Source organism: Stutzerimonas kunmingensis (genome assembly GCF_002929225.1).
Lineage (GTDB): Bacteria > Pseudomonadota > Gammaproteobacteria > Pseudomonadales > Pseudomonadaceae > Stutzerimonas.
Window position 1 is genome coordinate 660,672 of sequence record NZ_PISM01000014.1, and the last position, 24,467, is coordinate 685,138.

The following is a 24,467-nucleotide window of genomic DNA, read 5'->3' on the forward strand; positions in this document are numbered from 1 at the left end:
ACGCGGCTCGACTGGAGCACGCTTCTCTATTTGCAACAAAGGCTTATGAGGGCTTTTTATGAGTGAAGTCAAGCATTCGCGTCTGATCATCCTCGGCTCCGGCCCGGCCGGATATACCGCTGCGGTATACGCTGCCCGCGCCAATCTGAAGCCACTGATGATCACCGGCATCCAGCCCGGCGGTCAGCTGACCACCACCACCGAAGTCGACAACTGGCCCGGCGATGTCGAAGGTCTGACCGGCCCGGACCTGATGGTCCGCATGCAGAAGCACGCCGAGCGCTTCGACACCGAGATCGTCTTCGATCACATCCATACCGCAGAGTTGCAGCAGCGCCCATTCACCCTACGCGGCGACAGCGGCGTCTATACCTGCGACGCATTGATCATCGCTACCGGTGCCTCGGCACAATACCTCGGCCTGCCCTCTGAAGAGGCGTTCGCTGGCCGTGGTGTATCGGCCTGCGCCACCTGCGACGGCTTCTTTTATCGCAACCAGGTCGTCGCGGTGATCGGCGGCGGCAACACTGCGGTCGAGGAAGCGCTGTACCTGTCCAACATTGCCAAGGAAGTCCACCTGATCCACCGCCGCGACAAACTGCGGTCGGAGAAGATCCTGCAGGACAAGATCATGGACAAGGCGGCCAACGGCAACATCCGCCTGCACTGGAACCATACCCTCGAGGAAGTACTCGGCGATGCCAGCGGCGTGACCGGTGTCCGCTTGAAGAGCACTCTCACCGGCGAAGAGAACAAGCTGGACCTCGCCGGCGTATTCATCGCCATCGGCCACAAGCCGAACACCGACCTGTTCCAGGGCCAGCTGGAAATGAAGGATGGCTACCTGAAGATTAGAGGTGGCGGCGAGGGTGATGCCACCTGCACCAGCATCCCTGGCGTCTTCGCTGCTGGTGATGTGGCTGATCACGTCTATCGCCAGGCGATCACCTCGGCCGGTGCCGGCTGCATGGCCGCTCTGGACGCAGAAAAGTACCTCGACAACTGATCTAGTGGCGGGCCTCGGCCCGCCCTTCCCTACCTGCATTTGCGTGGCGACATGCTGACCTGGCTAAAGCGCGACGATCTCTGCTTCCCCCCTCTCGAAGCGGCTTTGCGAGAACCCAACGGCCTTTTGGCTGCTGGGGGTGACCTTAGCCATGAACGCCTGCTGGCCGCCTATCGCCACGGCTGCTTTCCCTGGTACCAGGATGGGCAACCGTTGCTGTGGTGGTCTCCCGATCCGCGAACTGTGCTGTTCCCGAACGAACTGCATGTGTCGCGCAGCCTGCGCAAGCGCATCCGTCAGGGCGAATTTCAGGTGACCTTCGATCAAGCGTTTACCGACGTGATCCAAGGCTGTGCCGGGCCTCGTAGCTATTCGGACGGAACCTGGATCACCACACCGATGCAGCAAGCCTATGTTCAGTTGCACGAAATGGGTGTCGCGCATTCGGTAGAAGTCTGGCAGGAGCAGCATCTCGTCGGCGGACTCTACGGACTGGCAATCGGTAAGCTATTTTTCGGCGAGTCGATGTTCAGTCGCGCTACCGATGCGTCCAAGGTTGGATTCGTCACACTGGTGGAACAGCTGCGTGACTGGGGTTTTGTCCTGATTGACTGCCAGATGCCGACACGTCATCTGGAAAGCTTTGGTGCCCGCAGCATTGCGCGTGAGCAATTCGCCGCCGCACTTGCCGAGCATCTGGATCAGCCCAGCGCAGCCGACTGGCGCGCCTAGTCGGCTACCGCAAGCTGACCTACACTCAGCTCATGATTTCTGAGAGTTGACCATGACTTCACTGGCTCGCCTCAAGTTCTACGCCACACAGCCCCATGCGTGCAGCTATCTGCCCGATGAACAGGCCACCACGCTGTTCCTCGACCCTAGCCAGCCGATGGACGCGCAGGTGTACGCGGAACTCTCCGAGATGGGCTTCCGGCGTAGCGGCGATCACCTCTACCGCCCCCATTGCCAGCGGTGCTCGGCCTGCATTCCGGCTCGCATTCCGGCAAGCTCGCCAGAGCTCAGCCGGCAACAGAAACGAATCCTCAAACGCAACGCTGACCTGCAGGTACGTTGTGTTCGCCCGGCGTTCAGCGAGGAGCTCTACACGCTCTACGCGACCTACATCGAAAAGCGCCATGCGGACGGCGACATGTACCCCCCCAGCCGCGAGCAGTTCAATACCTTCCTCGTGCGCGACCTACCGTTTTGTCGATTCTACGAATTCAGGCTGGATGGACGACTGCTCGCAGTCGCCGTCACCGATGTACTGCCCAATGGACTGTCCGCCGTTTACACCTTCTACGATCCCGAAGAAGAACGGCGCAGCCTGGGGCGCTACGCGATTCTCTGGCAGATCGGCGAAGCAGCGCGTCTCGGCCTGAAGGCCGTGTACCTCGGGTACTGGATCAAGAACTGCCGGAAGATGAATTACAAGACCGAATATCGCCCCATCGAACTGCTGGTCAACCAGCGCTGGGTGACGCTCAGCTGAAGTCCTTGGCTCATCGACCCATTTCGGGCACAATGCTTGCCGCTTTTGCCCGCGCACGCATGCGCCGGGTCACTCATTTGGACACCGAGGACTTTACTGAATGTCGAAAGAAGACAGCTTCGAAATGGAAGGTACTGTCGTCGACACCCTGCCTAACACCATGTTTCGTGTGGAGTTGGAAAACGGGCACGTCGTTACTGCGCACATCTCCGGAAAGATGCGCAAGAACTACATCCGGATTCTTACCGGTGACAAGGTTCGCGTGGAACTGACCCCCTACGATCTGAGCAAGGGTCGCATCACCTACCGCGCCCGCTAAGCGAGCCGCGAGAAAAATGCCCGGTTTATGCCGGGCTTTTTTGTTGCAGCAGCAAACAGCCGGAAACAGCCGCACGTAATGCCGGAACGAAAAACGCCCGGCCGAAGCCGGGCGCTCGATACCATCAAGGGTCAGGCCAGCTCTGCAGTGGTCTCGAATTCGAAGAACGGCTCGCCGCCCCGAATATCGATGTGAACCACGCCACCATGTTCGGCCAGCTCACCGAACAGGATCTCCTCGGCCAACGGCCTCTTGATCTTGTCCTGAATAAGCCGTGCCATCGGCCGAGCACCCATCTGCGCATCGTAGCCATGCTCCGCCAGCCAGCTGCGCGCAGCATCTGACACCTCCAACGTCACATGCTTGTCTTCGAGCTGCGCCTGCAGCTCGATCAAGAACTTGTCGACGATGCTCTTGATGACTTCGTGACTCAGACGGCCGAACTGGATAATGGTATCCAAACGATTGCGAAACTCTGGCGTAAAGCTCTTCTTGATGACCTCCATCGCGTCAGAGGCATGATCCTGCAAGGTAAAACCGATAGAAGCCCGCGCCGCGGTTTCCGCACCAGCATTGGTGGTCATGATGATGATCACGTTGCGGAAGTCGGCCTTGCGACCGTTATTGTCCGTGAGCGTGCCATGATCCATGACCTGCAGCAGCAGGTTGAAGACCTCAGGGTGCGCCTTTTCGATTTCGTCCAGCAACAGCACGCAATGCGGCTGTTTGGTGATGGCCTCAGTCAACAAGCCACCCTGGTCGAACCCAACGTATCCCGGAGGCGCACCGATCAGACGAGATACGGTGTGACGCTCCATGTACTCGGACATGTCGAAACGGATCAGCTCGACGCCCAGCGCTCGAGCCAGCTGGCGTGCAGCCTCTGTCTTACCCACGCCGGTGGGCCCAGCAAAAAGGAACGATCCAACCGGCTTGTCCGGAGCCTTCAATCCAGCCCGTGAAAGCTTGATGGCTGTCGACAGCGAGTCGATCGCATCATCCTGGCCAAAAACCGTGAGTTTCAGATCGCGTTCGAGGTTACGCAGCAGCTCCTTGTCCGAACTGCTGACGTGCTTCGGAGGAATCCGCGCAATCTTTGCCACGATGTCTTCGACCTGTTCGACATCAATACACTTGACCCGCTGCTCTTCCGGCTGCAGGCGCTGATAGGCGCCCGCCTCATCGATCACGTCGATGGCCTTGTCAGGCATATGCCGATCATTGATGTAGCGCGAGGCCAGTTCTGCCGCGGCACGAAGCGCCTCATCGCTGTATTCGATGTTGTGATGCTGCTCGAAACGTCCCTTAAGGCCACGCAGAATGCCGATCGTGTCTTCGACTGAAGGTTCGCTGACATCGACTTTCTGGAAGCGACGCGCGAGGGCGCGATCCTTCTCGAAGATCCCACGGAATTCCTGGAAGGTCGTAGAACCGATGCAGCGGATTTCACCGGAAGAAAGCAAGGGCTTGAGCAGGTTCGACGCGTCCATCACGCCGCCAGACGCAGCTCCGGCACCGATGATCGTATGGATCTCATCAATAAAAAGAATGGCATGCGGCCGCTTGCGCAACTCTCCGAGCAACGCCTTGAAGCGCTTCTCGAAATCACCTCGATACTTCGTACCCGCCAGCAGCGCACCCAGATCTAGCGAGTAGACGACGCTATCAGCGAGCAGGTCCGGAACCTGATTATCCACTATGCGTTTTGCCAGGCCTTCAGCAATAGCGGTCTTACCGACGCCAGCTTCACCTACGAGAAGCGGATTGTTCTTACGCCGACGCGCGAGAATCTGCGCGACACGCTCGACTTCGTTCTCACGCCCAACCAGCGGATCGATCCGTCCTTGACGCGCCAGCTCGTTCAGATTGCTCGCATAGGCATCCAGAGGATTGCCTGACGCACCCGGCTCGCCACCGTCCTCATCCTGCATCTCCGCATCGTTCTCCGGGCTACCAGCATTGCCAGGCACCTTTGAAATACCGTGAGCAATGTAGTTGACGACGTCGATACGCGCGACGTTCTGCTGCTTGAGAAGGAATACGGCCTGGCTCTCCTGCTCGCTGAAAATCGCGACCAGCACGTTTGCCCCGGTCACTTCCCGCTTGCCAGAGCTTTGGACATGGAATACGGCACGCTGTAGTACGCGCTGAAAGCCAAGCGTAGGCTGGGTTTCGCGCTCCTCATCGTGCTGTGGAATTAGTGGAGTGGTGGAATCAATGAACTCCTGCAGATCATGGCGCAGCTTGTCCAGGCTCGCGCCACAGGCCCGCAGCACGGTGGCTGCCGCTTCATTGTCCAGTAGGGCCAACAGGAGGTGTTCAACCGTCATGAATTCATGACGCTTGGTACGTGCCTCTTTGAAAGCCAGATTCAGAGTGACTTCGAGCTCACGGTTCAACATAGCTTTCACCTCTTCTCCAGCAGTCGGAGTTAACCGTCCTTCTCGATCTCACAGAGCAGCGGGTGCTGGCATTCCCTTGCATATTGATTCACTTGCATCGCTTTGGTTTCGGCTACGTCGCGCGTATAGAGCCCGCAGACGGCCTGCCCCTCGGTATGGACGGCCAGCATGATCTTGGTGGCCTGCTCCCTGCTGTGATTGAAAATGCCTTCCAGCACCTCGACGACGAAATCCATCGGTGTGTAGTCGTCATTGAACATGACAACTTTATACATCGGTGGTGCCTTTAATTCCGGCTTGGCCTCCTGGACAGCGAGACCAGATGCGTCGTCTTCGTCCCGTTGAGGCCGGTCCTGATTGAATGTTAGTCGAATCTGAGCAAATGCATGCATGCGCATAACGGTTCTAGGTCGTGGCGCGGGGGCCAGATAAATATGGACAGCTTCGCAGCCAGCTGACGAGTCGCCTTGACTATCGGCAAAACGGTGATACAAACAGTATGTGCCTACAAGGGCAAACGGGTTGCGCAACATGAGGCCTCGGGCTGCATAAGCGCGGAATGAAATGGATGTTACTCCAGTAATGGACTCCTTTGCAGAGGGATAACAGCATGCTAAGCGGTAAGGTCAAGTGGTTCAACAACGCCAAAGGCTACGGGTTCATCGTAGCAGACGGCGGCGATGAGGACCTGTTCGCCCACTACTCGGCCATCCAGATGGAAGGCTATCGAACTCTGAAAGCTGGGCAAGCGGTCATGTTCAACATCCTGCAGGGTCCGAAAGGCCTTCACGCAACCGACATCAGGCCACAGCAGGCCGTGTCCGAGGCGACGACCCCTGCTGCTGCCCAAGGCGTCTCGACGGTAGATGCCTGATTTGTCCTGAAACAAAACAAAAAAGGCCGATCATCTGATCGGCCTTTTTCATTCCACACCTTACATATGGCTGATCATCGCGTCGCCAAATTGCGAGCATGACATCAACTGGGCGCCCTCCATGAGACGCTCGAAGTCGTAGGTGACGGTCTTGGCGGCGATAGCGCTCTCGGTCGACTTGATGATCAGGTCTGCCGCTTCCACCCAACCCATATGGCGCAGCATCATCTCAGCCGAGAGAATCAGCGAGCCCGGATTGACCTTGTCCTGACCGGCGTACTTCGGCGCGGTACCGTGCGTAGCTTCGAACATGGCGACCGTGTCAGAAAGGTTTGCCCCGGGGGCAATACCGATACCGCCGACCTCAGCGGCAAGCGCGTCGGACAGGTAGTCACCGTTCAGGTTGAGTGTTGCGATGACGTCGTACTCGGCCGGGCGCAGCAGTATCTGCTGAAGCATGGCATCGGCGATGGCGTCCTTGACTACTATGTTCTTGCCGGTGTTAGGGTTCTTGAACTGCATCCAGGGCCCGCCATCCAGCAGCTCGGCGCCAAACTCGTCGCGGGCCACTTCATAGCCCCACTCCTTGAAGGCACCCTCGGTGAACTTCATGATGTTGCCCTTGTGGACAATGGTGACGGAGCTGCGGTCATTGTCGACGGCGTACTGCAACGCCTTGCGAACGAGACGCTTCGTACCTTCCAGTGAAACCGGCTTGACCCCAATTCCGCAGTTTTCGGTAAAACGGATTTTCTTGACGCCCATTTCCTCGGTAAGGAACTTGATGACCTTCTCCGCTTCCGGGGAGCCTGCCTTCCACTCGACACCGGCGTAGATGTCTTCGGAGTTCTCCCGGAAGATCACCATATCCACGTCGCCCGGCTTCTTGACCGGGCTCGGCACACCGGTGAACCAGCGAACCGGACGCTGGCAGACGTAGAGATCCAGCTCCTGGCGCAGCGCAACGTTCAAGGAGCGGATGCCACCGCCGACCGGAGTGGTCAGGGGGCCTTTGATCGACACGACGTAATCGCGGACAGCTTCGAGGGTTTCCTTCGGCAGCCAGGTGTCCTGATCGTAGACCTGCGTAGCCTTCTCGCCCGCGTAGATCTCCATCCAGGCAATCTTGCGCTTGCCGCCATAGGCCTTCTGAACAGCGGCATCCACGACCTTGATCATCACCGGGCTGATGTCGACGCCGATACCGTCCCCTTCTATATAAGGGATGATCGGGTTGTCGGGGACGTTCAGGGTGTTATCGGCATTAACGGTAATTTTGTCACCGCTGGATGGCACCTGGATCTTTTGGTATCCCATGCTGGACTCCGTCTTCGTGGTTAGACATCGATCATCTTTGAGGGTAACCCACTCGAATTGCCTGAAACTACATGTTCGTTCGTCGTATGCGCAATGCCGTTCTGCCCGAGGCTGGCTCGATGGTATACTGCCGCGATGACTCACAAGTCATAAGGGACGAACCTGTCTTGTACAAGTCCCGCCCCTTGAAACCTCAGAGTCGCTACCGCGGCTCGGCGGTTCAAATGCTCGACACTCTATTGGTGCATCCATCATCACCGCGGCGAATCCCCCTTCTGGTTTCATCTAGACGGAGAGCCAGAGCGCCTACCCGGCGCACTCGGGATTCTGTGCACGCCCTGCAAGAAGAGAGTTATCGCTAAATGTCCACCCCTTCGAAGATCATCTATACCTTCACCGACGAAGCCCCTGCGCTGGCTACCTATTCGCTTCTTCCTATTGTAGAAGCCTTCGCCGCCTCCGCTGACATAGCCGTCGAAACACGCGACATCTCTCTTGCAGGGCGCATTCTTGCGAGCTTTGCCGACCAGCTCGACGCTGACAAGAAAGTCGACGACGACCTGGCCAAGCTTGCCGAGCTGACCGTTCAGCCCGATGCCAACATCATCAAACTGCCCAACATCAGCGCTTCCGTGCCGCAGCTCAAGGCCGCCATCGCCGAATTGCAGGCCCTGGGCTACAACATCCCCAACTTCCCGGAAGACCCGCAGACCGATGCGGAGAAAGATACCCGCGCCCGCTATGGCAAGGTACTCGGCAGCGCCGTGAACCCCGTGCTGCGCGAAGGCAACTCCGACCGCCGCGCGCCGGCCGCCGTGAAAGCCTACGCTCGCAAGCACCCGCACTCGATGGGCAAGTGGAGCAAGGCTTCGCAGTCCCATGCCGACTACATGCGTGGTGGCGACTTCTTCTCCAGCGAGCAGTCGATCACCATGGACAAAGCTGGTGATGTGCGCATTGAGTTCGTCGGCAAGGACGGCAAGGTCGAGGTCAAGAAGCAGCTGTCTCTGCAGGAAGGCGAAGTGCTCGACGGCATGTTCATGAGCTGCAACAAGCTGCGCGCCTTCTTCGAAGACACCCTGCAGGACTGCAAGGAAACCGGCGTGATGTGGTCCCTGCACGTCAAGGCCACCATGATGAAGATCTCGCACCCGATCGTCTTCGGTCATGCGGTCAGCGTTTACTACAAGGATGTGTTCGACAAGTACGGCGAGCTGTTCAAGGAACTGGGCGTCAACCCGAACAACGGTATCAGCAGCGTCTACGACAAGATCAAGTCGCTGCCGGTCTCGCAGCAGGAAGAAATCCTGCATGACATCCATGAGGTTTACAGCCACCGCCCTGAAATGGCGATGGTCGACTCGGTCAAGGGCATCACCAACCTGCACATCCCGAGCGACGTAATTGTCGACGCCTCGATGCCGGCGATGATCCGTAACTCCGGTCAGATGTGGGGCAAGGACGGCAAGCAGAAGGACACCAAAGCGGTAATGCCGGAGAGCACCTATGCCCGCATTTACCAGGAGATGATCAACTTCTGCAAGACCAACGGCGCCTTCGACCCGGTAACCATGGGTAGCGTCCCGAACGTCGGCCTGATGGCACAGAAAGCCGAGGAATACGGTTCGCACGACAAGACCTTCGAGATGCAGGCCGACGGCACCATGCGCGTCGTTCTGGCCGACGGCACCGTGCTGATGCAGCACGAAGTCGAGAAAGGTGACATCTGGCGTGCTTGCCAGACCAAGGACGCTCCGATCCGCGACTGGGTCAAGCTGGCCGTGACCCGTGCTCGCCAGTCGAACACCCCGGCGATCTTCTGGCTTGACCCGGAGCGCGCCCATGATCGTCAGTTGCAGAACAAGGTCGAAACCTACCTCAAGGATCACGACCTGAGCGGTCTGGACATCCGCATCATGGATTACAACGAAGCCATCCGCGTCAGCATGGAGCGCATGATTCGTGGCCAGGACACCATTTCGGTGACCGGCAACGTTCTGCGCGATTACCTGACCGACCTGTTCCCAATCATGGAACTGGGCACTTCGGCCAAGATGCTCTCAATCGTTCCGCTGATGGCGGGCGGCGGCATGTACGAAACCGGCGCCGGCGGCTCCGCACCAAAGCACGTGCAGCAGCTTGTAGAAGAGAACTACCTGCGCTGGGATTCCCTGGGTGAGTTCCTTGCTCTGGCTGTGTCCCTGGAAGAAACCGGCATCAAGACCGACAACATCAAGGCCAAGATCCTCGGCAAGACCCTTGACCAGGCCACCGGCAAACTGTTGGACAACAACAAGTCACCGGCGCGTAAGGTTGGTCAGCTGGACAACCGCGGCAGCCACTTCTACCTGGCTCTGTACTGGGCGCAAGCTCTGGCCGCGCAGGATGAAGACGCCGAACTGAAGGCCCACTTCACCCCGCTGGCCAAGCAGTTGACCGAGCAGGAAGCAACCATCGTCGCCGAACTGGCCGAGGTGCAAGGCAAGCCGGTGGATATCGGTGGCTACTATCGCTCCAACCCGGAACTGACCAGCAAGGTGATGCGCCCCAGCGCAACCTTCAACGCAGCCCTGGCCGCGCTGAACGCCTGAATCGACGCTTGAGTGTTATCACGAACCCCGGCCTGGTGCCGGGGTTCGTGCTTTCTGAACGGAGGTGGCTGTTATCATCCCGTCCTTTACACAAGGCAGCTCTTATGGACTGGCAACCGCATATCACCGTCGCGACCGTTATCGAAGACCAGGGACGCTTTCTGTTGGTAGAAGAGCTCAAGGCGGGCCGACTCGTACTCAATCAGCCTGCTGGGCATCTCGAAGCCAATGAGAATCTGCGCCAGGCGGCTGTACGGGAAACCCTCGAAGAAACCGGCTGGGAGGTCGAGCTCATTGGCGTTGTGGGAATTTATCTGTACACCGCGCCCAGCAATGGCGTGACCTATCAGCGCGTATGCTTCGCCGCCAGAGCCCTGCAGCATGATCCGCAGCGTCATCTCGACGAGGGCATTGTCGCGGCTCGGTGGCTGAGCCGCGACGAGCTGGAGGCGCAACCTGAACGCTGGCGCAGCGAACTGGTGCCCCGCTGCATCGATGATTATCTGACCGGGCCGCTGCATTCGCTTGACGTGATTCGCAACTGAACGCGGCTTCGTCATGCCTGCTGCAGCCTGATAGAATTCCGCCCCTTTGCAGAGCCTCAGCGTGTTCCTATGCCTGTAACCACCCTCACTGCCCCGGAAAAAACACGTGTCATCGTCGGCATGTCCGGCGGAGTGGACTCCTCCGTTTCCGCCCTCCTGCTGCTCGAGCAGGGCTATCAGGTCGAAGGCCTGTTCATGAAGAACTGGGAAGAGGACGACGGCACGGAATACTGCACCGCCAAGGAAGACTTGGCCGACGCCCAAGCGGTGTGCGATCGGATCGGCATCAAGCTGCATACGGCGAACTTTGCAGCCGAATACTGGGACAACGTCTTCGAACACTTCCTTGCCGAATACAAAGCGGGACGCACGCCGAACCCGGACATCCTTTGCAACCGGGAGATCAAGTTCAAAGCCTTTCTCGACTACGCATTGATGCTGGGGGCGGACCTCATCGCGACCGGCCATTACGTGCGTCGTCACGACGTGAATGATCGTAGCGAGCTGCTCAAAGGGCTGGACCCGAACAAGGATCAGAGCTACTTCCTGCATGCGGTCGGCGGTGAACAGCTGAGCAAGACGCTGTTTCCTGTCGGCGAGCTGGAAAAGCCCGAAGTGCGGGCGATCGCCGAAAAGTACGGGCTTGCCACGGCGAAGAAAAAGGATTCCACCGGCATCTGCTTCATCGGCGAAAGGCGCTTCAGCGACTTTCTCAAGCAATACCTTCCGGCCCAGCCCGGCAATATCGAAACCATCGATGGTGAAGTGATCGGCCGTCATCACGGCTTGATGTATCACACCATCGGTCAACGCCAGGGCTTGGGCATCGGTGGCCTCAAGGATGCTTCCGACGAGCCCTGGTACGTGCTGAGCAAGGACCTGCAGCGCAACGTGCTGGTGGTCGGCCAGGGCAACGATCATCCGTGGTTGTTCTCGCGCGCGTTGCTGGCATCGGAAATCTACTGGGTGAACCCCATCGACCTCAGCGCTCCGCTCCAGCTGACCGCCAAGGTCCGCTATCGCCAGAGCGATCAGGCCTGCACGCTGGAAAAGACGGCAGACGGCTATCGTGCCGTCTTCGAAGCGCCACAACGGGCGGTGACACCGGGCCAGTCGGTCGTGTTCTACGACGGCGAAGTCTGCCTTGGCGGCGGCGTGATCGAGCAGGCCGAACCCTGGTTCGAGGGTCGAGCATGAATGCGCTCGACGAACAACTGATTGCACTCGGCGCAGTGTTCGAAGCCGCAACGCTGGTGGACCGCATCGCTCGCACCGGCCAGGTTCCGAACGCCTCGCTCGGCTGCATGCTGGGCAGCCTGCTGGCCCGCAATCCGCAAACCACGCTGGAAATCTACGGCGGCGACGACCTCAATCTGCGTGACGGCTATCGAGCGCTCGTAGGCGCCCTGGAGCGCGACAGCAGCACATTGCAGCGAGAACCACTGCGTTACGCACTGGCGATGATCGGTCTGGAGCGCCAGCTGGACAAGCGCGACGACATGCTTCAGGTCATTGGCAGCCGTCTGGATCAGATTCAACAGCAGGTCGAGCACTTCGGCATCACCCACGAAAATGTCGTGGCCTCGTTCGGCGGTTTGTACCAGGACACCCTGAGCACATTTCGCCAGCGCATTCAGGTTCAAGGCGACATGCGGCACCTGCAGCAGACGGACAATGCAGCCAAGATTCGCGCCCTGCTGCTCTCCGGAATTCGCTCGGCACGTCTGTGGCGCCAGCTCGGCGGGCACCGTTGGCAAATGATCTTCAGCCGCCGCAAGCTGCTCGATGCGCTCTATCCACGGCTGCGCTCGACCCAGGATGACGACCGCTAACGGTGGCGAATGTACCGGGCCGACCCGGTCCATTCGTGTATAATCTGCGCCCTCTTTTCGTTGCCTGACTGTCCGAGAATGCCCTCTATGCAGCTTTCCTCGCTCACGGCGGTTTCACCCGTCGACGGCCGCTACGCCGGCAAAACCAGCGCCCTGCGCCCGATCTTCAGCGAATTCGGCCTGATTCGTTGCCGCGTCCAGGTCGAAGTCCGCTGGCTCCAGCGCCTGGCAGCCCACCCAGGCATTCCGGAAGTCCCCCCCTTCTCCGCCGAAGCCAACTCGGTGCTGAACCAGCTGGCCGAGAACTTCCAGCTGGAGCACGCCGAGCGCGTGAAGGAATTCGAGCGAACCACCAACCACGACGTAAAAGCCGTTGAGTACCTGCTCAAGGAGCAGGCCAAGCAGCTGCCGGAACTGGCCAAGGTCAACGAATTCATCCACTTCGCCTGCACCAGCGAAGATATCAACAACCTCTCCCACGCGCTTATGCTGCGTGAAGGCCGCGACAGCGTTCTGCTGCCGCTGATGCGCCAACTTGCCGAATCGATTCGCAGCCTGGCCGTGCAATTCGCTGACGTACCGATGCTCTCGCGTACGCATGGCCAGCCGGCGTCGCCGACGACGCTCGGCAAGGAGCTGGCGAACGTGGTGTACCGGCTGGAGCGCCAGATCGCCCAGGTCGCCGCCGTTCCGCTGCTGGGCAAGATCAACGGCGCAGTGGGCAACTACAACGCCCACCTGAGCGCCTATCCTGAGATCGACTGGGAAGCCAACGCCCGCGAGTTCATCGAAGGCGACCTCGGCCTGACATGGAACCCCTACACCACGCAGATCGAGCCGCACGACTACATTGCCGAACTGTTCGATGCCATCGCCCGGTTCAACACCATCCTCATCGATTTCGACCGCGACGTCTGGGGCTACATCTCGCTCGGTTACTTCAAGCAGAAGACCGTTGCTGGCGAGATCGGCTCGTCGACCATGCCGCACAAGGTCAATCCGATCGACTTCGAGAACTCCGAAGGCAACCTGGGTATCGCCAATGCACTGTTCCAGCACCTGGCCAGCAAGCTCCCGATCTCCCGCTGGCAGCGTGACCTGACCGACTCCACCGTGCTGCGCAATCTTGGCGTCGGCTTTGCCCACAGCGTCATAGCCTACGAAGCGAGCCTCAAGGGTATCGGCAAGCTGGAGCTCAACATCGCCCGCATCGCCGAAGACCTCGACGCCTGCTGGGAAGTGCTGGCCGAACCGGTACAGACGGTCATGCGCCGCTACGCCGTGGAAAACGCCTACGAAAAACTGAAGGACCTGACCCGCGGCAAAGGCATTACCCCCGAAGCCCTGCAGTCTTTCATCGACGGTCTGGATATTCCTGCCGAAGCAAAGGCCGAACTACGCAAATTGACGCCGGCCAACTACATCGGCAACGCCGTTGCCCAGGCCAAGCGCATCTGAGTTCGACCATGTATGCACGCCCGGCTGTGCCGGGCGTTTTTATTTTCAGCTCTGTATATAGAGCAAGGTGTTACGCATGACTTCTGATATTCCACTTCAAATTCTGGGCGGCATCAGCGCCCGGGAATTTCTGCGCGACTACTGGCAGAAGAGACCGCTGCTCATTCGCCAGGCCATCCCAGACTTTCAGAGCCCCATCTCGCCGGACGAACTGGCTGGCCTTTCGCTGGAAGAGGAAGTCGAATCCCGCCTGATCATCGAGCACGGCGAAAGCCCCTGGGAGTTGCGTCGCGGTCCCTTTGCCGAAGACACCTACCAGCAGCTGCCCGAGCGTGACTGGACCCTGCTGGTCCAGGCCGTCGACCAGCTGGTACCGGAAGTCGCCGATCTAATCGAGCACTTCCGCTTCCTTCCCAACTGGCGGATCGACGATGTGATGATTAGCTATGCCGCACCGGGCGGCGGTGTCGGCCCGCATTTCGACAACTACGACGTATTCCTGCTGCAGGCGCATGGTCAGCGCCGCTGGCGCATCGGGCAGATGTGCGACAGCGAAAGCCCCATGCTGAGCCACGGCGATCTACGCATCCTGGCCGAATTCGAAGGCACCGATGAATGGGTGCTGGAACCCGGTGACATGCTTTACCTTCCGCCTCGCCTGGCCCACTTCGGCACCGCAGAGGATGCCTGCATGACCTATTCGGTCGGTTTCCGTGCCCCTAGCGCTGCCGAGGTACTGACCCACTTCACCGACTTCCTGGCGCAGTTCCTGCCGGACGAGGATCGTTACAGCGACGCCGATCTACAACCGAGCGACGACCCCTACCAGATCCAGAGCGACGCTCTGGACCGATTGAAAGCGCTGCTTGCCGAGCACATGAGCGACGAGCGTTTGTTGCTCACCTGGTTCGGCCAGTTCATGACCGAGCCGCGCTATCCGGAGCGGGTGGAGGGGCCTGAGCTGGAGGAGATCGATCTGCGCTCGGCAATCGAAGATGGCGCCCTGCTGGTCCGCAACCCGGCGGCACGCCTGGCCTGGAGCGAAGTCGACATCGGCCTGCTACTGTTCGCCAGTGGCCAGAGTCGCCTGCTTCCCTCTAAGCTGCGCGAACTGTTGAAACTGATCTGCTCGGCTGATGCGTTGCACGCCGATAACATCGGCGACTGGCTGAGCGACGACGATGGCCGGGGGCTTTTGTGCGAACTGGTCAAACAAGGAAGTCTGGAGTTTGCTGATGAATAGCGTTCAGGTACGGATCGCCGACTGGCAGCAGGACAACGCCGAACTGCGGCGCATTCGGGAGGCCGTGTTCATTGCCGAGCAGGCCGTTCCGCCCGAGCAGGAGTGGGATGCCGACGATAACGAAGCCGTGCATTTTCTCGCCCTCGAGGGCGACTATCCGATCGGTACCGCACGGTTGCTGGCCGACGGGCAGATTGGCCGGGTAGCAGTCCTGCGCGACTGGCGCGGCATGAACGTGGGCGATGCGCTGATGCGCGCCGTCCTTGCGGAGGCGGAGCGCCGGGGCCTGACGGAGCAGACACTGACTGCGCAGGTTCACGCCACCGCCTTCTATGAGCGACTTGGTTTTGAAGTGGTCAGCGATGAGTTTCTCGAAGCCGGAATCCCCCACGTCGACATGCTCCGCCGGAGCCACTGAGGCCGTATGAGCGACAGCGCCCCTGACGAAAGTAGCGATCAGGCCGAACTCCCGGCCATAGACTTTCACTCTCCGGGGCGTTTTGCCGTTCACAACCCCCAAGCCGACCTTCCCGAGCCTCTCGCTTGGAGAGCGGCCGCCTTTGAGCTTGGACAGGACACCGAACTGCAACGCTTCAGCGAACCCAACGAGGTTCGCCAGCATGCTTTGGCCATGCTGCAGCAGGCGACTCGCTCGCTGTGCATCTACAGCACGGATCTGGAACCCTGGCTTTATCATCACAGCAGCGTTCAGCAGGCGTGCACTCGCCTACTGCTGGCCCACCCGCGCAACCGCCTGCGTATCTTGATCGGCGACCCGACACGAGCGATCAAAGAAGGCCACCGTCTTCTGCAGCTTGCTCGGCGATTGACCAGCAATGTACATATCCGCAAGCTGAACCCCGATTATCCCGAGCAGAACGGCGCCTATCTGATCGCCGATGATTGTGGTCTGCTGCAACGCCCCAAGGCTGACCAATACGCCGGCTATGCCCTGTACCACGACCTCGCCCGGGTGCGCATACGCCAAGCGGAATTCGACAGGGCCTGGGAACATGGATTAGCGGATGCAAACCTGCGGAGTTTTCTGCTATGAGCCCTCGAATCTTTCTGCTGTCCGTTGCTGTCAGCATCTGTCTTCCGTTACAAGCGGCGACCGAAGTCATTCAGCTCGACAACCGCATGGCCGAAGACGTTATTCCCGTAGCGGAGTCGGTGCTCGGTGGCCAGGGGCGGGTCACAGCCTACGGCAGCCAGCTGATCGTCAATGCACCGGACGCGCTCATCAGCGAACTGCGGCAGGTGATCGATCAGCTGGACGTCGAGCCCAAGCGTCTGCTTATCAGTGTCGATACTCAGGACTCGGCCAGCAGCTCCGCAGGCGGTTATCAGGTGGACGGCTCGGTACGCTCCGGCGACGTGGAGTTTGAAAGCGGACGCGGAGAGATTGGTGGGCGTGATCGGGTGCGAATCATCCGCCGCAGCACGAACAGCAGGGATGGCGGCGTTCAGCAGGTTCAGGCCAGCGAGGGTTATCCGGCGCTGATTCAGGTGGGCCAGAGTGTGCCGCTGACCACCCAGGGCACAGATGGCTACGGCCAGATCTACCAGCAGACGCAATATCGCGACGTTCTCCGCGGCTTCTACGCCACCGCCACAGTGCACGGCGACCGGGTGCAAGTCACCATAAGCAGTACCCGAGACCGGCTTGCGCAAGGCCGTGGTGGCGTGGTGGAGGTTCAGAACGCGGACACTCGGGTAAGCGGTCGTATCGGTGAATGGATCACCATCGGCGGCGTCGATGAAAGCGCGAGCTCCGAGCAGCAAGGCACGTTACGTCGCTATTCCACCCAGGGCGGCCAGAACCTGTCGATGCGCCTCAAGGTCGATGTTCTGGACTGAACATCAGCAGGTCCCTGACAGCCACGCCACGATGTAGTGCCCCGAAAAAAACACTACAAAACGATTGACGATGCAATTTCAGCGGAGCATTATTGCCCCGCTCCCGCTAACCAGGGGCCCTGGCAAGGGTCTCCGGGGCGTGCTCAAGCCAACCAGCCGAGCCGTTCCGTGACTGTACTGCCCACAAGGCGGACTGACGAGGTTGCGACTGGAACGAGTCGTCCTGAGGGACGGGGTAGCGATTGACGCATCAGCCAGACTGAAAGCTTCTCGTTGTTGTAGCGCACACGGCAGCCACGCCGGCTGTGGGCGCAGCAACCGGAACCAGCCCGGCGGTCGTATCCCCCCTTCTCTTGGTTCAATCCTCGTCCCGGTCGATATTTCGACGCTCTGCCGCGTGTTGCCCGCAATGATCAGCGATAGCACGTAGGTTTCGGTGGGAAAAGTCGGTGCTCAACCACACTCATTTTTGAAGGATTGAACATGTCCGCATATCAAGACGACATCAAGGCAGTTGCCGCCCTGAAAGAGCAATACGGCAGCAGCTGGGCCGCCATCAACCCTGAGTCCGTCGCTCGCATGCGCGCCCAGAACCGCTTCAAGACCGGTCTGGAAATTGCTCAGTACACCGCCGACATCATGCGCAAGGACATGGCCGAGTACGACGCCGACTCGTCCGTCTACACGCAGTCCCTCGGTTGCTGGCATGGCTTCATCGGTCAGCAGAAGCTGATCTCCATCAAGAAGCACCTGAAGACCACCAACAAGCGTTACCTCTACCTGTCCGGCTGGATGGTTGCTGCTCTGCGCTCCGAGTTCGGCCCGCTGCCGGACCAGTCCATGCACGAGAAGACTGCCGTTTCCGACCTGATCGAAGAGCTGTACACCTTCCTGCGTCAGGCTGACAGCCGCGAGCTGGACCTGCTGTTCACCGCTCTGGACGCCGCTCGCGAAGCTGGCGACAGCGCCAAGGCTGCCGAGATCCAGAACCAGATCGACAACTACGAAACCCACATCGTACCGATCATCGCAGATATCGACGCTGGCTTCGGTAACCCGGAAGCCACCTACCTGCTGGCCAAGCGCATGATCGAAGCAGGCGCTTGCTGCATCCAGATCGAGAACCAGGTTTCCGACGAGAAGCAGTGCGGCCACCAGGACGGTAAAGTGACCGTTCCCCACGCCGACTTCCTCGCCAAGATCGCAGCTGTGCGTTACGCCTTCCTCGAGCTGGGCATCGACAACGGTGTGATCGTTGCTCGTACCGACTCCCTGGGTGCCGGCCTGACCAAGCAGATCGCCGTGACCAAAGAGCCGGGCGACCTGGGCGACCTGTACAACTCCTTCCTGGATTGTGAAGAAGTCTCCGCTGCCGATCTGAACAACGGTGACGTGGTTCTGAACCGCGAAGGCAAGCTGCTGCGTCCGAAGCGTCTGCCGTCCAACCTGTTCCAGTTCCGCGCTGGCACCGGTGAAGCACGCTGCGTACTGGACTGCATCACCTCGCTGCAGAACGGTGCTGACCTGCTGTGGATCGAAACCGAGAAGCCGCACGTTGGTCAGATCGCGGCCATGGTTGACGAAATCCGCAAGACCATCCCGAACGCCAAGCTGGTCTACAACAACAGTCCGTCGTTCAACTGGACCCTGAACTTCCGTCAGCAGGTCTTCGATGCGTTCGTCGCCGAAGGCAAAGACGTTTCCGCCTACGACCGCGCCAAGCTGATGAGCGTCGAGTATGACGAAACCGAACTGGCCCAGGTTGCAGACGAGAAGATCCGCACCTTCCAGCGCGACGGTTCAGCTCACGCCGGCATCTTCCACCACCTGATCACCCTGCCGACCTACCACACCGCCGCGCTGTCCACCGACAACCTGGCCAAGGGCTACTTCGCCGACCAGGGTATGCTGGCGTACGTGAAGGGCGTTCAGCGTCAGGAACTGCGTCAGGGCATCGCCTGCGTCAAGCACCAGAACATGGCTGGTTCCGACATCGGCGACAACCACAAGGAGTACTTCGCTGGCGAAGCCGCTCTGAAGGCAAGCGGTAAAGACAACACCATGAACCAGTTCCACTAAAAATCGGTTCGCGGCCTCACCGGCCGCAGGTGTTAACAAAAAGCCTCGGCATCTGCCGAGGCTTTTTTTTGCGAGCAAGCAGACTGCGTAGACGAGGCCACATTTCGTCGGCACGACCCCTACCTGTCATTCTGTTGTCGCATATCGAATTTAGCGTCATGGCTCCGACAAAAATCGTAATGGAGCTGCGCCGTGACTACTGAGAACAACGACATTTTGTTTGGCAACGGGGACGAGTTGCCCAGTAACCACTCGACGAACCCACACATTCAGGATGTGATCTCTGCTGGCCGTCGAAAGGTAGTGGTTGGCGGCGCAGCCCTGGGAGCCATGGCCTTTCTAGGTGCGGCTATTCCCGGACTTGCGCAAGCGGCTGAACCATCCGCGCAAGGACTCAAGGACCTCCCCTTCCGACGCCGTACCCGTCTGCCGTTTTCGCCAGTGGCGGTAACGCGGGCCGATGCTATTACCGTTCCTGCTGGCTATTCCGCGACCACTTTCATTCCATGGGGCACCCCGATTACCGGTAGCTATCCGACCTGGATGGAAGACGCGAGCAATAGCGCCGAAGACCAGGCTCAACAAGTCGGCATGCATCACGACGGAATGCATTTCTTCCCGATGAACGCAAAACTCGGCGGGCGCCAGAGCGATCACGGCTTGCTGGTGCTAAATCACGAATACATTCAAGCGCCTCTGCTCCACCCCAACGGCCCGACGGTGGTCGATGGTAAGCGTGTCGATGTCGACGAGGTCCGCAAGGAAATCAACGCCCACGGCGTTTCGGTAGTAGAAATCCGCCGGGGCCCGCGTGGCGATTGGTCGGTCTTGCCGACAGCCCGTAACCGCCGCATTACGGGTGCCACGCCGATGCGCTTTGAAGGCCCCGCGCGCGGCCATGCGCTGATGCGCACCCGCTACAGCCCGAGCGGCACCTCAACCCGCGGAACCCTTAACAACTGCGCCAACGGGCATACGCCTTGGGGTACCTACCTCACCTGTGAGGAAAACTGGGCAGGTTACTTCGCCACCGCCGACAGCGACCTACCTCGTGAACTTAGCCGCTATGGTGTGCGCGGTAGCGGTCGTTATGGCTGGGAGACAGTTGCCGGCGATGAGTTCGAGCGCTTCAACGCCTCGCGCATCGCGACCGATCCACAAGCGGATTATCGTAACGAGCCCAACACCTTTGGCTGGATCGTCGAGATAGATCCGTTCGATCCGAACTCAACACCAGTCAAGCACACGGCCCTCGGCCGTTTCGCCCACGAAGGACTGGTGTTTGCCCCCGTCAGGCCGGGCCGCCCCGTTGTCTGTTATTCCGGCGACGATTCACAGAACGAATATATCTACAAGTACGTCAGCCGCGACCGCTATCGGCCGCAGCGAAGCGATGGGCGGCTGCTGGACGAGGGGACTCTCTATGTCGCGCGTTTCAACACCGACGGCAGTGGTGACTGGCTCGCTCTCGATCATGCCGATCCGGCCTTCCAGCGGGCCTGCGAGACCGCCGGCGTTCAATTTGCAGATCAAGGTGAAGTCCTGATCAACACCCGTCTGGCCGCCGACATCGTCGGAGCCACCAAGATGGACCGCCCAGAATGGGGGGCGGTTAACCCAGATAGCGGTGAGGTCTACTTCACCCTCACCAACAACAGCGGGCGCACGGAAACCGACGCCTCCAATCCGCGAGCACCAAACGCATTTGGTCACATCATTCGCTGGCGTGAAGCGAGCCGCGACTTTGCAGGCACGCGATTCAACTGGGATATCTATTTGCTTGCCGGGCCACAGGACAACAGCCGAGGGCCGAAGGGTCGAGCGCTGGATGAAAGCAACATCATGGCCAGCCCGGATGGGTTGTGGTTCGACGACGAGGGTCGACTGTGGATTCAGACTGACATGAGCGGTAGCCAACTGCGCAGCGGGCCGTTTGGTAACAATCAGATGTTGGTTTCCGATCCCAGAACCGGTGAGACCAAACGGTTTCTCGTCGGGCCTCAGGGCGCTGAGGTAACCGGAATCACAGCTACACCGGACTTCCGGACCCTGTTCGTCAACATCCAGCACCCTGGCGAAGACTCGACCGCGACGAACTACACGAGCACGTGGCCGGACGGGCCGGGTCGCAGACCCCGCTCAGCAACCGTCATCGTCACGCGGGACGACGGAAAGCGCCTGATGTAACTGCGGAGGGGCCAAGCCGCAAGGCTGGCCCCCCATCAATCCACTGACCACACTCAAGGCTCATCTGGTGAGGTGAAAAGGCCCCAGGTCGATATGAATAGCGCCGCGACCAGCGGGCCGATCACGAAACCATTCAGTCCGAACAATGCCAGCCCCCCCAGCGTCGAGATAAGCACGACGTAGTCCGGCATCTTTGTATCCTTTCCAACCAGAATTGGTCTGAGGATGTTATCCACCAGGCCGATTACCAACACACCATAAAGCGTGAGTATCACGCCCTGCCAGATCGCGCCGGTCATCAGGAAATAGATGGCTACCGGCGTCCATATCAGGCCCGCCCCGACAGCGGGCAACAATGACAGGAATGCCATCAGCACGCCCCACAGCAGCGCCCCGGAGATCCCGAGCACGGCGAAGATGATTCCGCCGAGCGCTCCTTGGGTAACGGCGACGACAATGTTTCCTTTTACCGTCGCGCGTACGACTCGCGTGAACTTGCTGAACAGGCGCCGCTTCTGAGCATCGCTGAGCGGAATGGCCTTCCGGATACGCGCCACCAGATCACGCCCGTCGCGAATCAAGAAGAACAGCAGGTACAGCATGACAAAGAAGCTGACCAGAAACTGGAACGTCCCCTGGCCAAAACTGAACGCTTTTGTCGCGAGGAATTGACTTCCCTCGAGCGCCCCAGAGGCCAGCCGTTCACGCATGGAATCGAGGTCACCGAAACCGAAGCGCTGAAGCTGCAGCTGGATCGATTGAGGCAGGAGCTCGCGGAAGTTGACGACCCAGCTGCCGATGTCCAGCTCGCCACTTTCGATCTGCTTGTAGAGGATCGCACCCTCTTGAACCAGCATCCCGGCGATCAGAATCACCGGCAGTACGGCGACCAGCAACGAAACTAGCAAGGTGATCAGAGCTGTCAGGTTGCGTCGCTGGCTAAACCGTCTGTAAAGATAGCGCTGCAAGGGGGCGAAGATGATCGCCAGTATCACCGCCCAGAAGACTGCCCCATAGAACGGCAGCAGGATCCAGCCAAAAGCCAGAGACACCACCACCAGCAGCGCAAGAAAGACCTTCTGCTCGAGCCTCGAATTGTCCATTGTTGACCCTGTCGCTGCGTTTGGTTCTGTTTAGTCAACGAGCGACGGTACGAGTGCGGGTCTGGCAGATGATTCAGTGTCAGGCCGGGGTTAGGCGTACAGCTGACACTGAATTTGATGCGTTACAGCGTCATTGCCGCCAACCAACCAAATGCCAGAAGTGGCAGGTTGTAATGTAGAAACGTCGGCACGACAGTATCCCAGATATGATTGTGCTGGCCGTCCGCATTCAACCCGGCGGTCGGACCGAGAGTGGAGTCCGATGCGGGAGAACCGCCATCGCCCAGAGCACCGGCAGTCCCGACCAGACTGACGATCGCCAACGGACTGAAGCCAAGCTCGACACCTAGGGGAACAAAAATCGCGGCAATGATCGGCACTGTGGAAAAAGAAGACCCAATTCCGATGGTTACCAGCAATCCCACCAGGAGCATCAACAGCGCGCCGACAGCCTTGCTGTCGCCGATCCATTGAGTCGAAGCGTCTACCAGCAACTTGACCTCGCCCGTTTCACGCATCACCTCGGCAAAACCAGCGGCCGCGATCATGATGAAGCCAATCATGGCCATCATCTTCATCCCGTCGGTGAACAGGTCATCCGCTTCGCGCCAGCGCACCACGCCGGAAACGGAAAAGATCACGAACCCAGCAAGCGCGCCAAGTATCATCGAGTCCAGCCAAAGCTGAATCACGAAGGCCGCTGCAACTGCGACAGCAGCCACCAGCAGCGTGAGGGGACTGTAGGTCACTGTAGTTTTTTCAAGCTGCTCGACACGCACGAGGTCGTATTCGCGGGGCTTTCGATAGCTATAAAAAGCAATCAGCAATCCCGCGAGCATCCCGATTGCGGGGATCAGCATTGCCTGCGTGACTTTGATTCCAGTTACATCCACGCCACTTTTAGCAACGTTTGCCAGCAAGATCTCGTTCAAGAAAATATTGCCGAACCCGACCGGGAGAAACATATACGGGGTAATCAGACCGAACGCGAGCACACATGCAATCAAACGCCTATCAATCTTCATCTTCGACAGCACAAAAAGCAGCGGGGGAACCAGTAGGGGAATAAATGCGATATGAATAGGAAGGATATTCTGTGATGAAACAGCAACGGCAAGCAGCAAGCCGATCATCATCCACTTAACCGCTCCGCCCCCTTGCGCCCCTTGCTTTCCAACCAAAGCTAGCGCCTTGTCAGCAAGGGCGTGAGCCAACCCGCTTTTTCCAATGGCAACGGCAAACGCACCCAGCAACGCATAAGACAAGGCAACTGTTGCGCCACCGCCTAGCCCCTTGTTGAATGCCGCCAAGCTACCCTCAATTCCCAAGCCACCAATCAAACCGCCAGCCATGGCTCCAGCGATGAGCGCGACCACTACATGCACGCGGCACAGACTCAGGATCAGCATGATGCCAACAGCCGCAACAACTGCGTTCATTGAACTCTCCATACAAACGACAAACGTCGCGAAAAAAACGCCGTACTCTGCAATAACGGAACTGGGGTGTCAAAAGCAGATCTGCACGATAAGCAACTTACACGTATCTACCTGGGCAACGCGCTGCACGAGAATGCTTTACCCAAATGCCTACTTAGCCCACCTTTGTCTGTATAGATACCAAGCATAGCAATGATCAGACCGCACTTAGTGATTCGCGCTGGGCAATGCTTAATCGCCGCAGTATTCACAACCGCTTGTACAGGTTTCATGAATACGGATGCGCGAAAGCTCAGGCAGAAGCGGTTTGAGCTCAGTCCAGATCCATTTCGCAAGATTCTCGCTTGTGGGGTTTTCTAACCCAGGAATATCGTTCAGATAATTGTGATCCAGCAGCTCATACAACGGCTTGAAGACAGACTTGATTTCACCAAAATCGCGGATCCAGCCCGTATGCGGATCCACCGTACCGCTGATATATAACGCTACCCGGAAAGAATGCCCGTGCAGTCGGCCACATTTGTGTCCCTGCGGTACATTCGGCAAACGATGTGCTGACTCAAACGTAAACTCTTTGAATATTTCCACTAGATAGACTCACAGTCTGGTCGCCAGATTGAGGGGCGATTTTACGCATTTTGACAGCGTGGCACATGCATTACACCAGCTGTAGATGCTGGGCGATGAGCGAATGAATGGCTGTGGAAGTGCTGAAGCACT

The 24,467-nt window shown here is 59.0% G+C and carries 22 protein-coding genes; 16 read left to right on the forward strand and 6 right to left on the reverse strand.

Annotated features, from left to right (window positions below):
• Positions 1-58 precede the first annotated feature (58 nt).
• The 4 genes from trxB to infA all read left to right on the forward strand — a co-directional run bounded on the left by trxB (position 59) and on the right by infA (position 2,817).
• Entirely contained in the window at positions 59-1,006 is a 948-nt protein-coding gene (gene trxB, locus CW305_RS09645; RefSeq protein ID WP_041013688.1) for a thioredoxin-disulfide reductase, read from the forward strand.
• 51 nt (positions 1,007-1,057) lie between these two features.
• Entirely contained in the window at positions 1,058-1,738 is a 681-nt protein-coding gene (gene aat / locus CW305_RS09650; RefSeq protein WP_045665570.1) for a leucyl/phenylalanyl-tRNA--protein transferase, read from the forward strand.
• 52 nt (positions 1,739-1,790) lie between these two features.
• Positions 1,791-2,498: an arginyltransferase gene (locus CW305_RS09655; protein ID WP_042928864.1), complete on the forward strand. Its 708-nt coding sequence runs from the start codon at positions 1,791-1,793 to the stop codon at positions 2,496-2,498.
• A gap of 100 nt (positions 2,499-2,598) precedes the next feature.
• Positions 2,599-2,817, forward strand: a complete 219-nt coding sequence (infA, locus tag CW305_RS09660; protein WP_002553999.1) for a translation initiation factor IF-1 — start codon at positions 2,599-2,601, stop codon at positions 2,815-2,817.
• 131 nt (positions 2,818-2,948) lie between these two features.
• Here the strand turns inward: infA and clpA are convergent, their stop codons facing one another.
• Positions 2,949-5,219: an ATP-dependent Clp protease ATP-binding subunit ClpA gene (gene clpA / locus CW305_RS09665; RefSeq protein ID WP_104097766.1), complete on the reverse strand. Its 2,271-nt coding sequence runs from the start codon at positions 5,217-5,219 to the stop codon at positions 2,949-2,951.
• A 29-nt stretch (positions 5,220-5,248) separates the two neighbouring features.
• Positions 5,249-5,611 (reverse strand): ATP-dependent Clp protease adapter ClpS, encoded by a 363-nt coding sequence (gene clpS, locus CW305_RS09670; RefSeq protein WP_003298832.1) that lies wholly within the window; start codon positions 5,609-5,611, stop codon positions 5,249-5,251.
• A gap of 218 nt (positions 5,612-5,829) precedes the next feature.
• Here clpS and cspD point away from each other — a divergent pair, with 218 nt between their 5' ends.
• Positions 5,830-6,093, forward strand: coding sequence for a cold shock domain-containing protein CspD (cspD, locus tag CW305_RS09675; protein WP_003298830.1), 264 nt, complete (start codon positions 5,830-5,832; stop codon positions 6,091-6,093).
• A gap of 60 nt (positions 6,094-6,153) precedes the next feature.
• Here the strand turns inward: cspD and icd are convergent, their stop codons facing one another.
• On the reverse strand, positions 6,154-7,410 hold the full coding sequence (gene icd / locus CW305_RS09680; protein WP_014820077.1) for an NADP-dependent isocitrate dehydrogenase: 1,257 nt from the start codon (positions 7,408-7,410) through the stop codon (positions 6,154-6,156).
• 362 nt (positions 7,411-7,772) lie between these two features.
• On the opposite strand from icd, the gene CW305_RS09685 reads away from it, so the two are divergent.
• The 11 genes from CW305_RS09685 to CW305_RS09735 all read left to right on the forward strand — a co-directional run bounded on the left by CW305_RS09685 (position 7,773) and on the right by CW305_RS09735 (position 21,205).
• Positions 7,773-10,001 (forward strand): NADP-dependent isocitrate dehydrogenase, encoded by a 2,229-nt coding sequence (locus CW305_RS09685; protein ID WP_023446958.1) that lies wholly within the window; start codon positions 7,773-7,775, stop codon positions 9,999-10,001.
• Positions 10,002-10,105: 104 nt separating this feature from the next.
• Positions 10,106-10,546 (forward strand): NUDIX hydrolase, encoded by a 441-nt coding sequence (locus CW305_RS09690; RefSeq protein WP_046618908.1) that lies wholly within the window; start codon positions 10,106-10,108, stop codon positions 10,544-10,546.
• Between the two features lie 69 nt (positions 10,547-10,615).
• Positions 10,616-11,743 carry a tRNA 2-thiouridine(34) synthase MnmA gene (gene mnmA, locus CW305_RS09695; protein ID WP_146067143.1) on the forward strand — a complete coding sequence of 376 codons (1,128 nt, stop codon included), beginning with the start codon at positions 10,616-10,618 and terminating at the stop codon, positions 11,741-11,743.
• Positions 11,740-12,378, forward strand: coding sequence for a high frequency lysogenization protein HflD (hflD, locus tag CW305_RS09700; protein ID WP_102831876.1), 639 nt, complete (start codon positions 11,740-11,742; stop codon positions 12,376-12,378). Before mnmA ends, hflD begins: the two co-directional genes overlap by 4 nt.
• An 87-nt stretch (positions 12,379-12,465) precedes the next feature.
• The gene (gene purB / locus CW305_RS09705) at positions 12,466-13,836 is read left to right on the forward strand and encodes an adenylosuccinate lyase (protein ID WP_014820072.1); all 1,371 of its coding nucleotides are present in this window, start codon (positions 12,466-12,468) and stop codon (positions 13,834-13,836) included.
• 76 nt (positions 13,837-13,912) lie between these two features.
• Positions 13,913-15,079: a ribosomal protein uL16 3-hydroxylase gene (locus CW305_RS09710; protein WP_023446961.1), complete on the forward strand. Its 1,167-nt coding sequence runs from the start codon at positions 13,913-13,915 to the stop codon at positions 15,077-15,079.
• Positions 15,072-15,497, forward strand: coding sequence for a GNAT family N-acetyltransferase (locus CW305_RS09715; RefSeq protein ID WP_014820070.1), 426 nt, complete (start codon positions 15,072-15,074; stop codon positions 15,495-15,497). Before CW305_RS09710 ends, CW305_RS09715 begins: the two co-directional genes overlap by 8 nt.
• Before the next feature lie 6 nt (positions 15,498-15,503).
• On the forward strand, positions 15,504-16,133 hold the full coding sequence (locus CW305_RS09720) for a DUF7931 domain-containing protein (protein WP_044313935.1): 630 nt from the start codon (positions 15,504-15,506) through the stop codon (positions 16,131-16,133).
• Positions 16,130-16,939, forward strand: coding sequence for a secretin N-terminal domain-containing protein (locus CW305_RS09725; RefSeq protein ID WP_014820068.1), 810 nt, complete (start codon positions 16,130-16,132; stop codon positions 16,937-16,939). Before CW305_RS09720 ends, CW305_RS09725 begins: the two co-directional genes overlap by 4 nt.
• A gap of 483 nt (positions 16,940-17,422) precedes the next feature.
• Positions 17,423-19,018: an isocitrate lyase gene (locus CW305_RS09730; RefSeq protein ID WP_014820067.1), complete on the forward strand. Its 1,596-nt coding sequence runs from the start codon at positions 17,423-17,425 to the stop codon at positions 19,016-19,018.
• Between the two features lie 192 nt (positions 19,019-19,210).
• Positions 19,211-21,205, forward strand: coding sequence for a PhoX family protein (locus CW305_RS09735; RefSeq protein WP_104097768.1), 1,995 nt, complete (start codon positions 19,211-19,213; stop codon positions 21,203-21,205).
• Between the two features lie 53 nt (positions 21,206-21,258).
• Here the strand turns inward: CW305_RS09735 and CW305_RS09740 are convergent, their stop codons facing one another.
• From CW305_RS09740 to queD, 3 genes are all read right to left on the reverse strand, one after another.
• Positions 21,259-22,308 (reverse strand): AI-2E family transporter, encoded by a 1,050-nt coding sequence (locus tag CW305_RS09740; RefSeq protein ID WP_041013682.1) that lies wholly within the window; start codon positions 22,306-22,308, stop codon positions 21,259-21,261.
• 122 nt (positions 22,309-22,430) lie between these two features.
• On the reverse strand, positions 22,431-23,747 hold the full coding sequence (locus CW305_RS09745) for a Na+/H+ antiporter family protein (RefSeq protein ID WP_014820064.1): 1,317 nt from the start codon (positions 23,745-23,747) through the stop codon (positions 22,431-22,433).
• A gap of 231 nt (positions 23,748-23,978) precedes the next feature.
• On the reverse strand, positions 23,979-24,335 hold the full coding sequence (queD, locus tag CW305_RS09750; RefSeq protein ID WP_014820063.1) for a 6-carboxytetrahydropterin synthase QueD: 357 nt from the start codon (positions 24,333-24,335) through the stop codon (positions 23,979-23,981).
• Between the last annotated feature and the right edge of the window lie 132 nt (positions 24,336-24,467).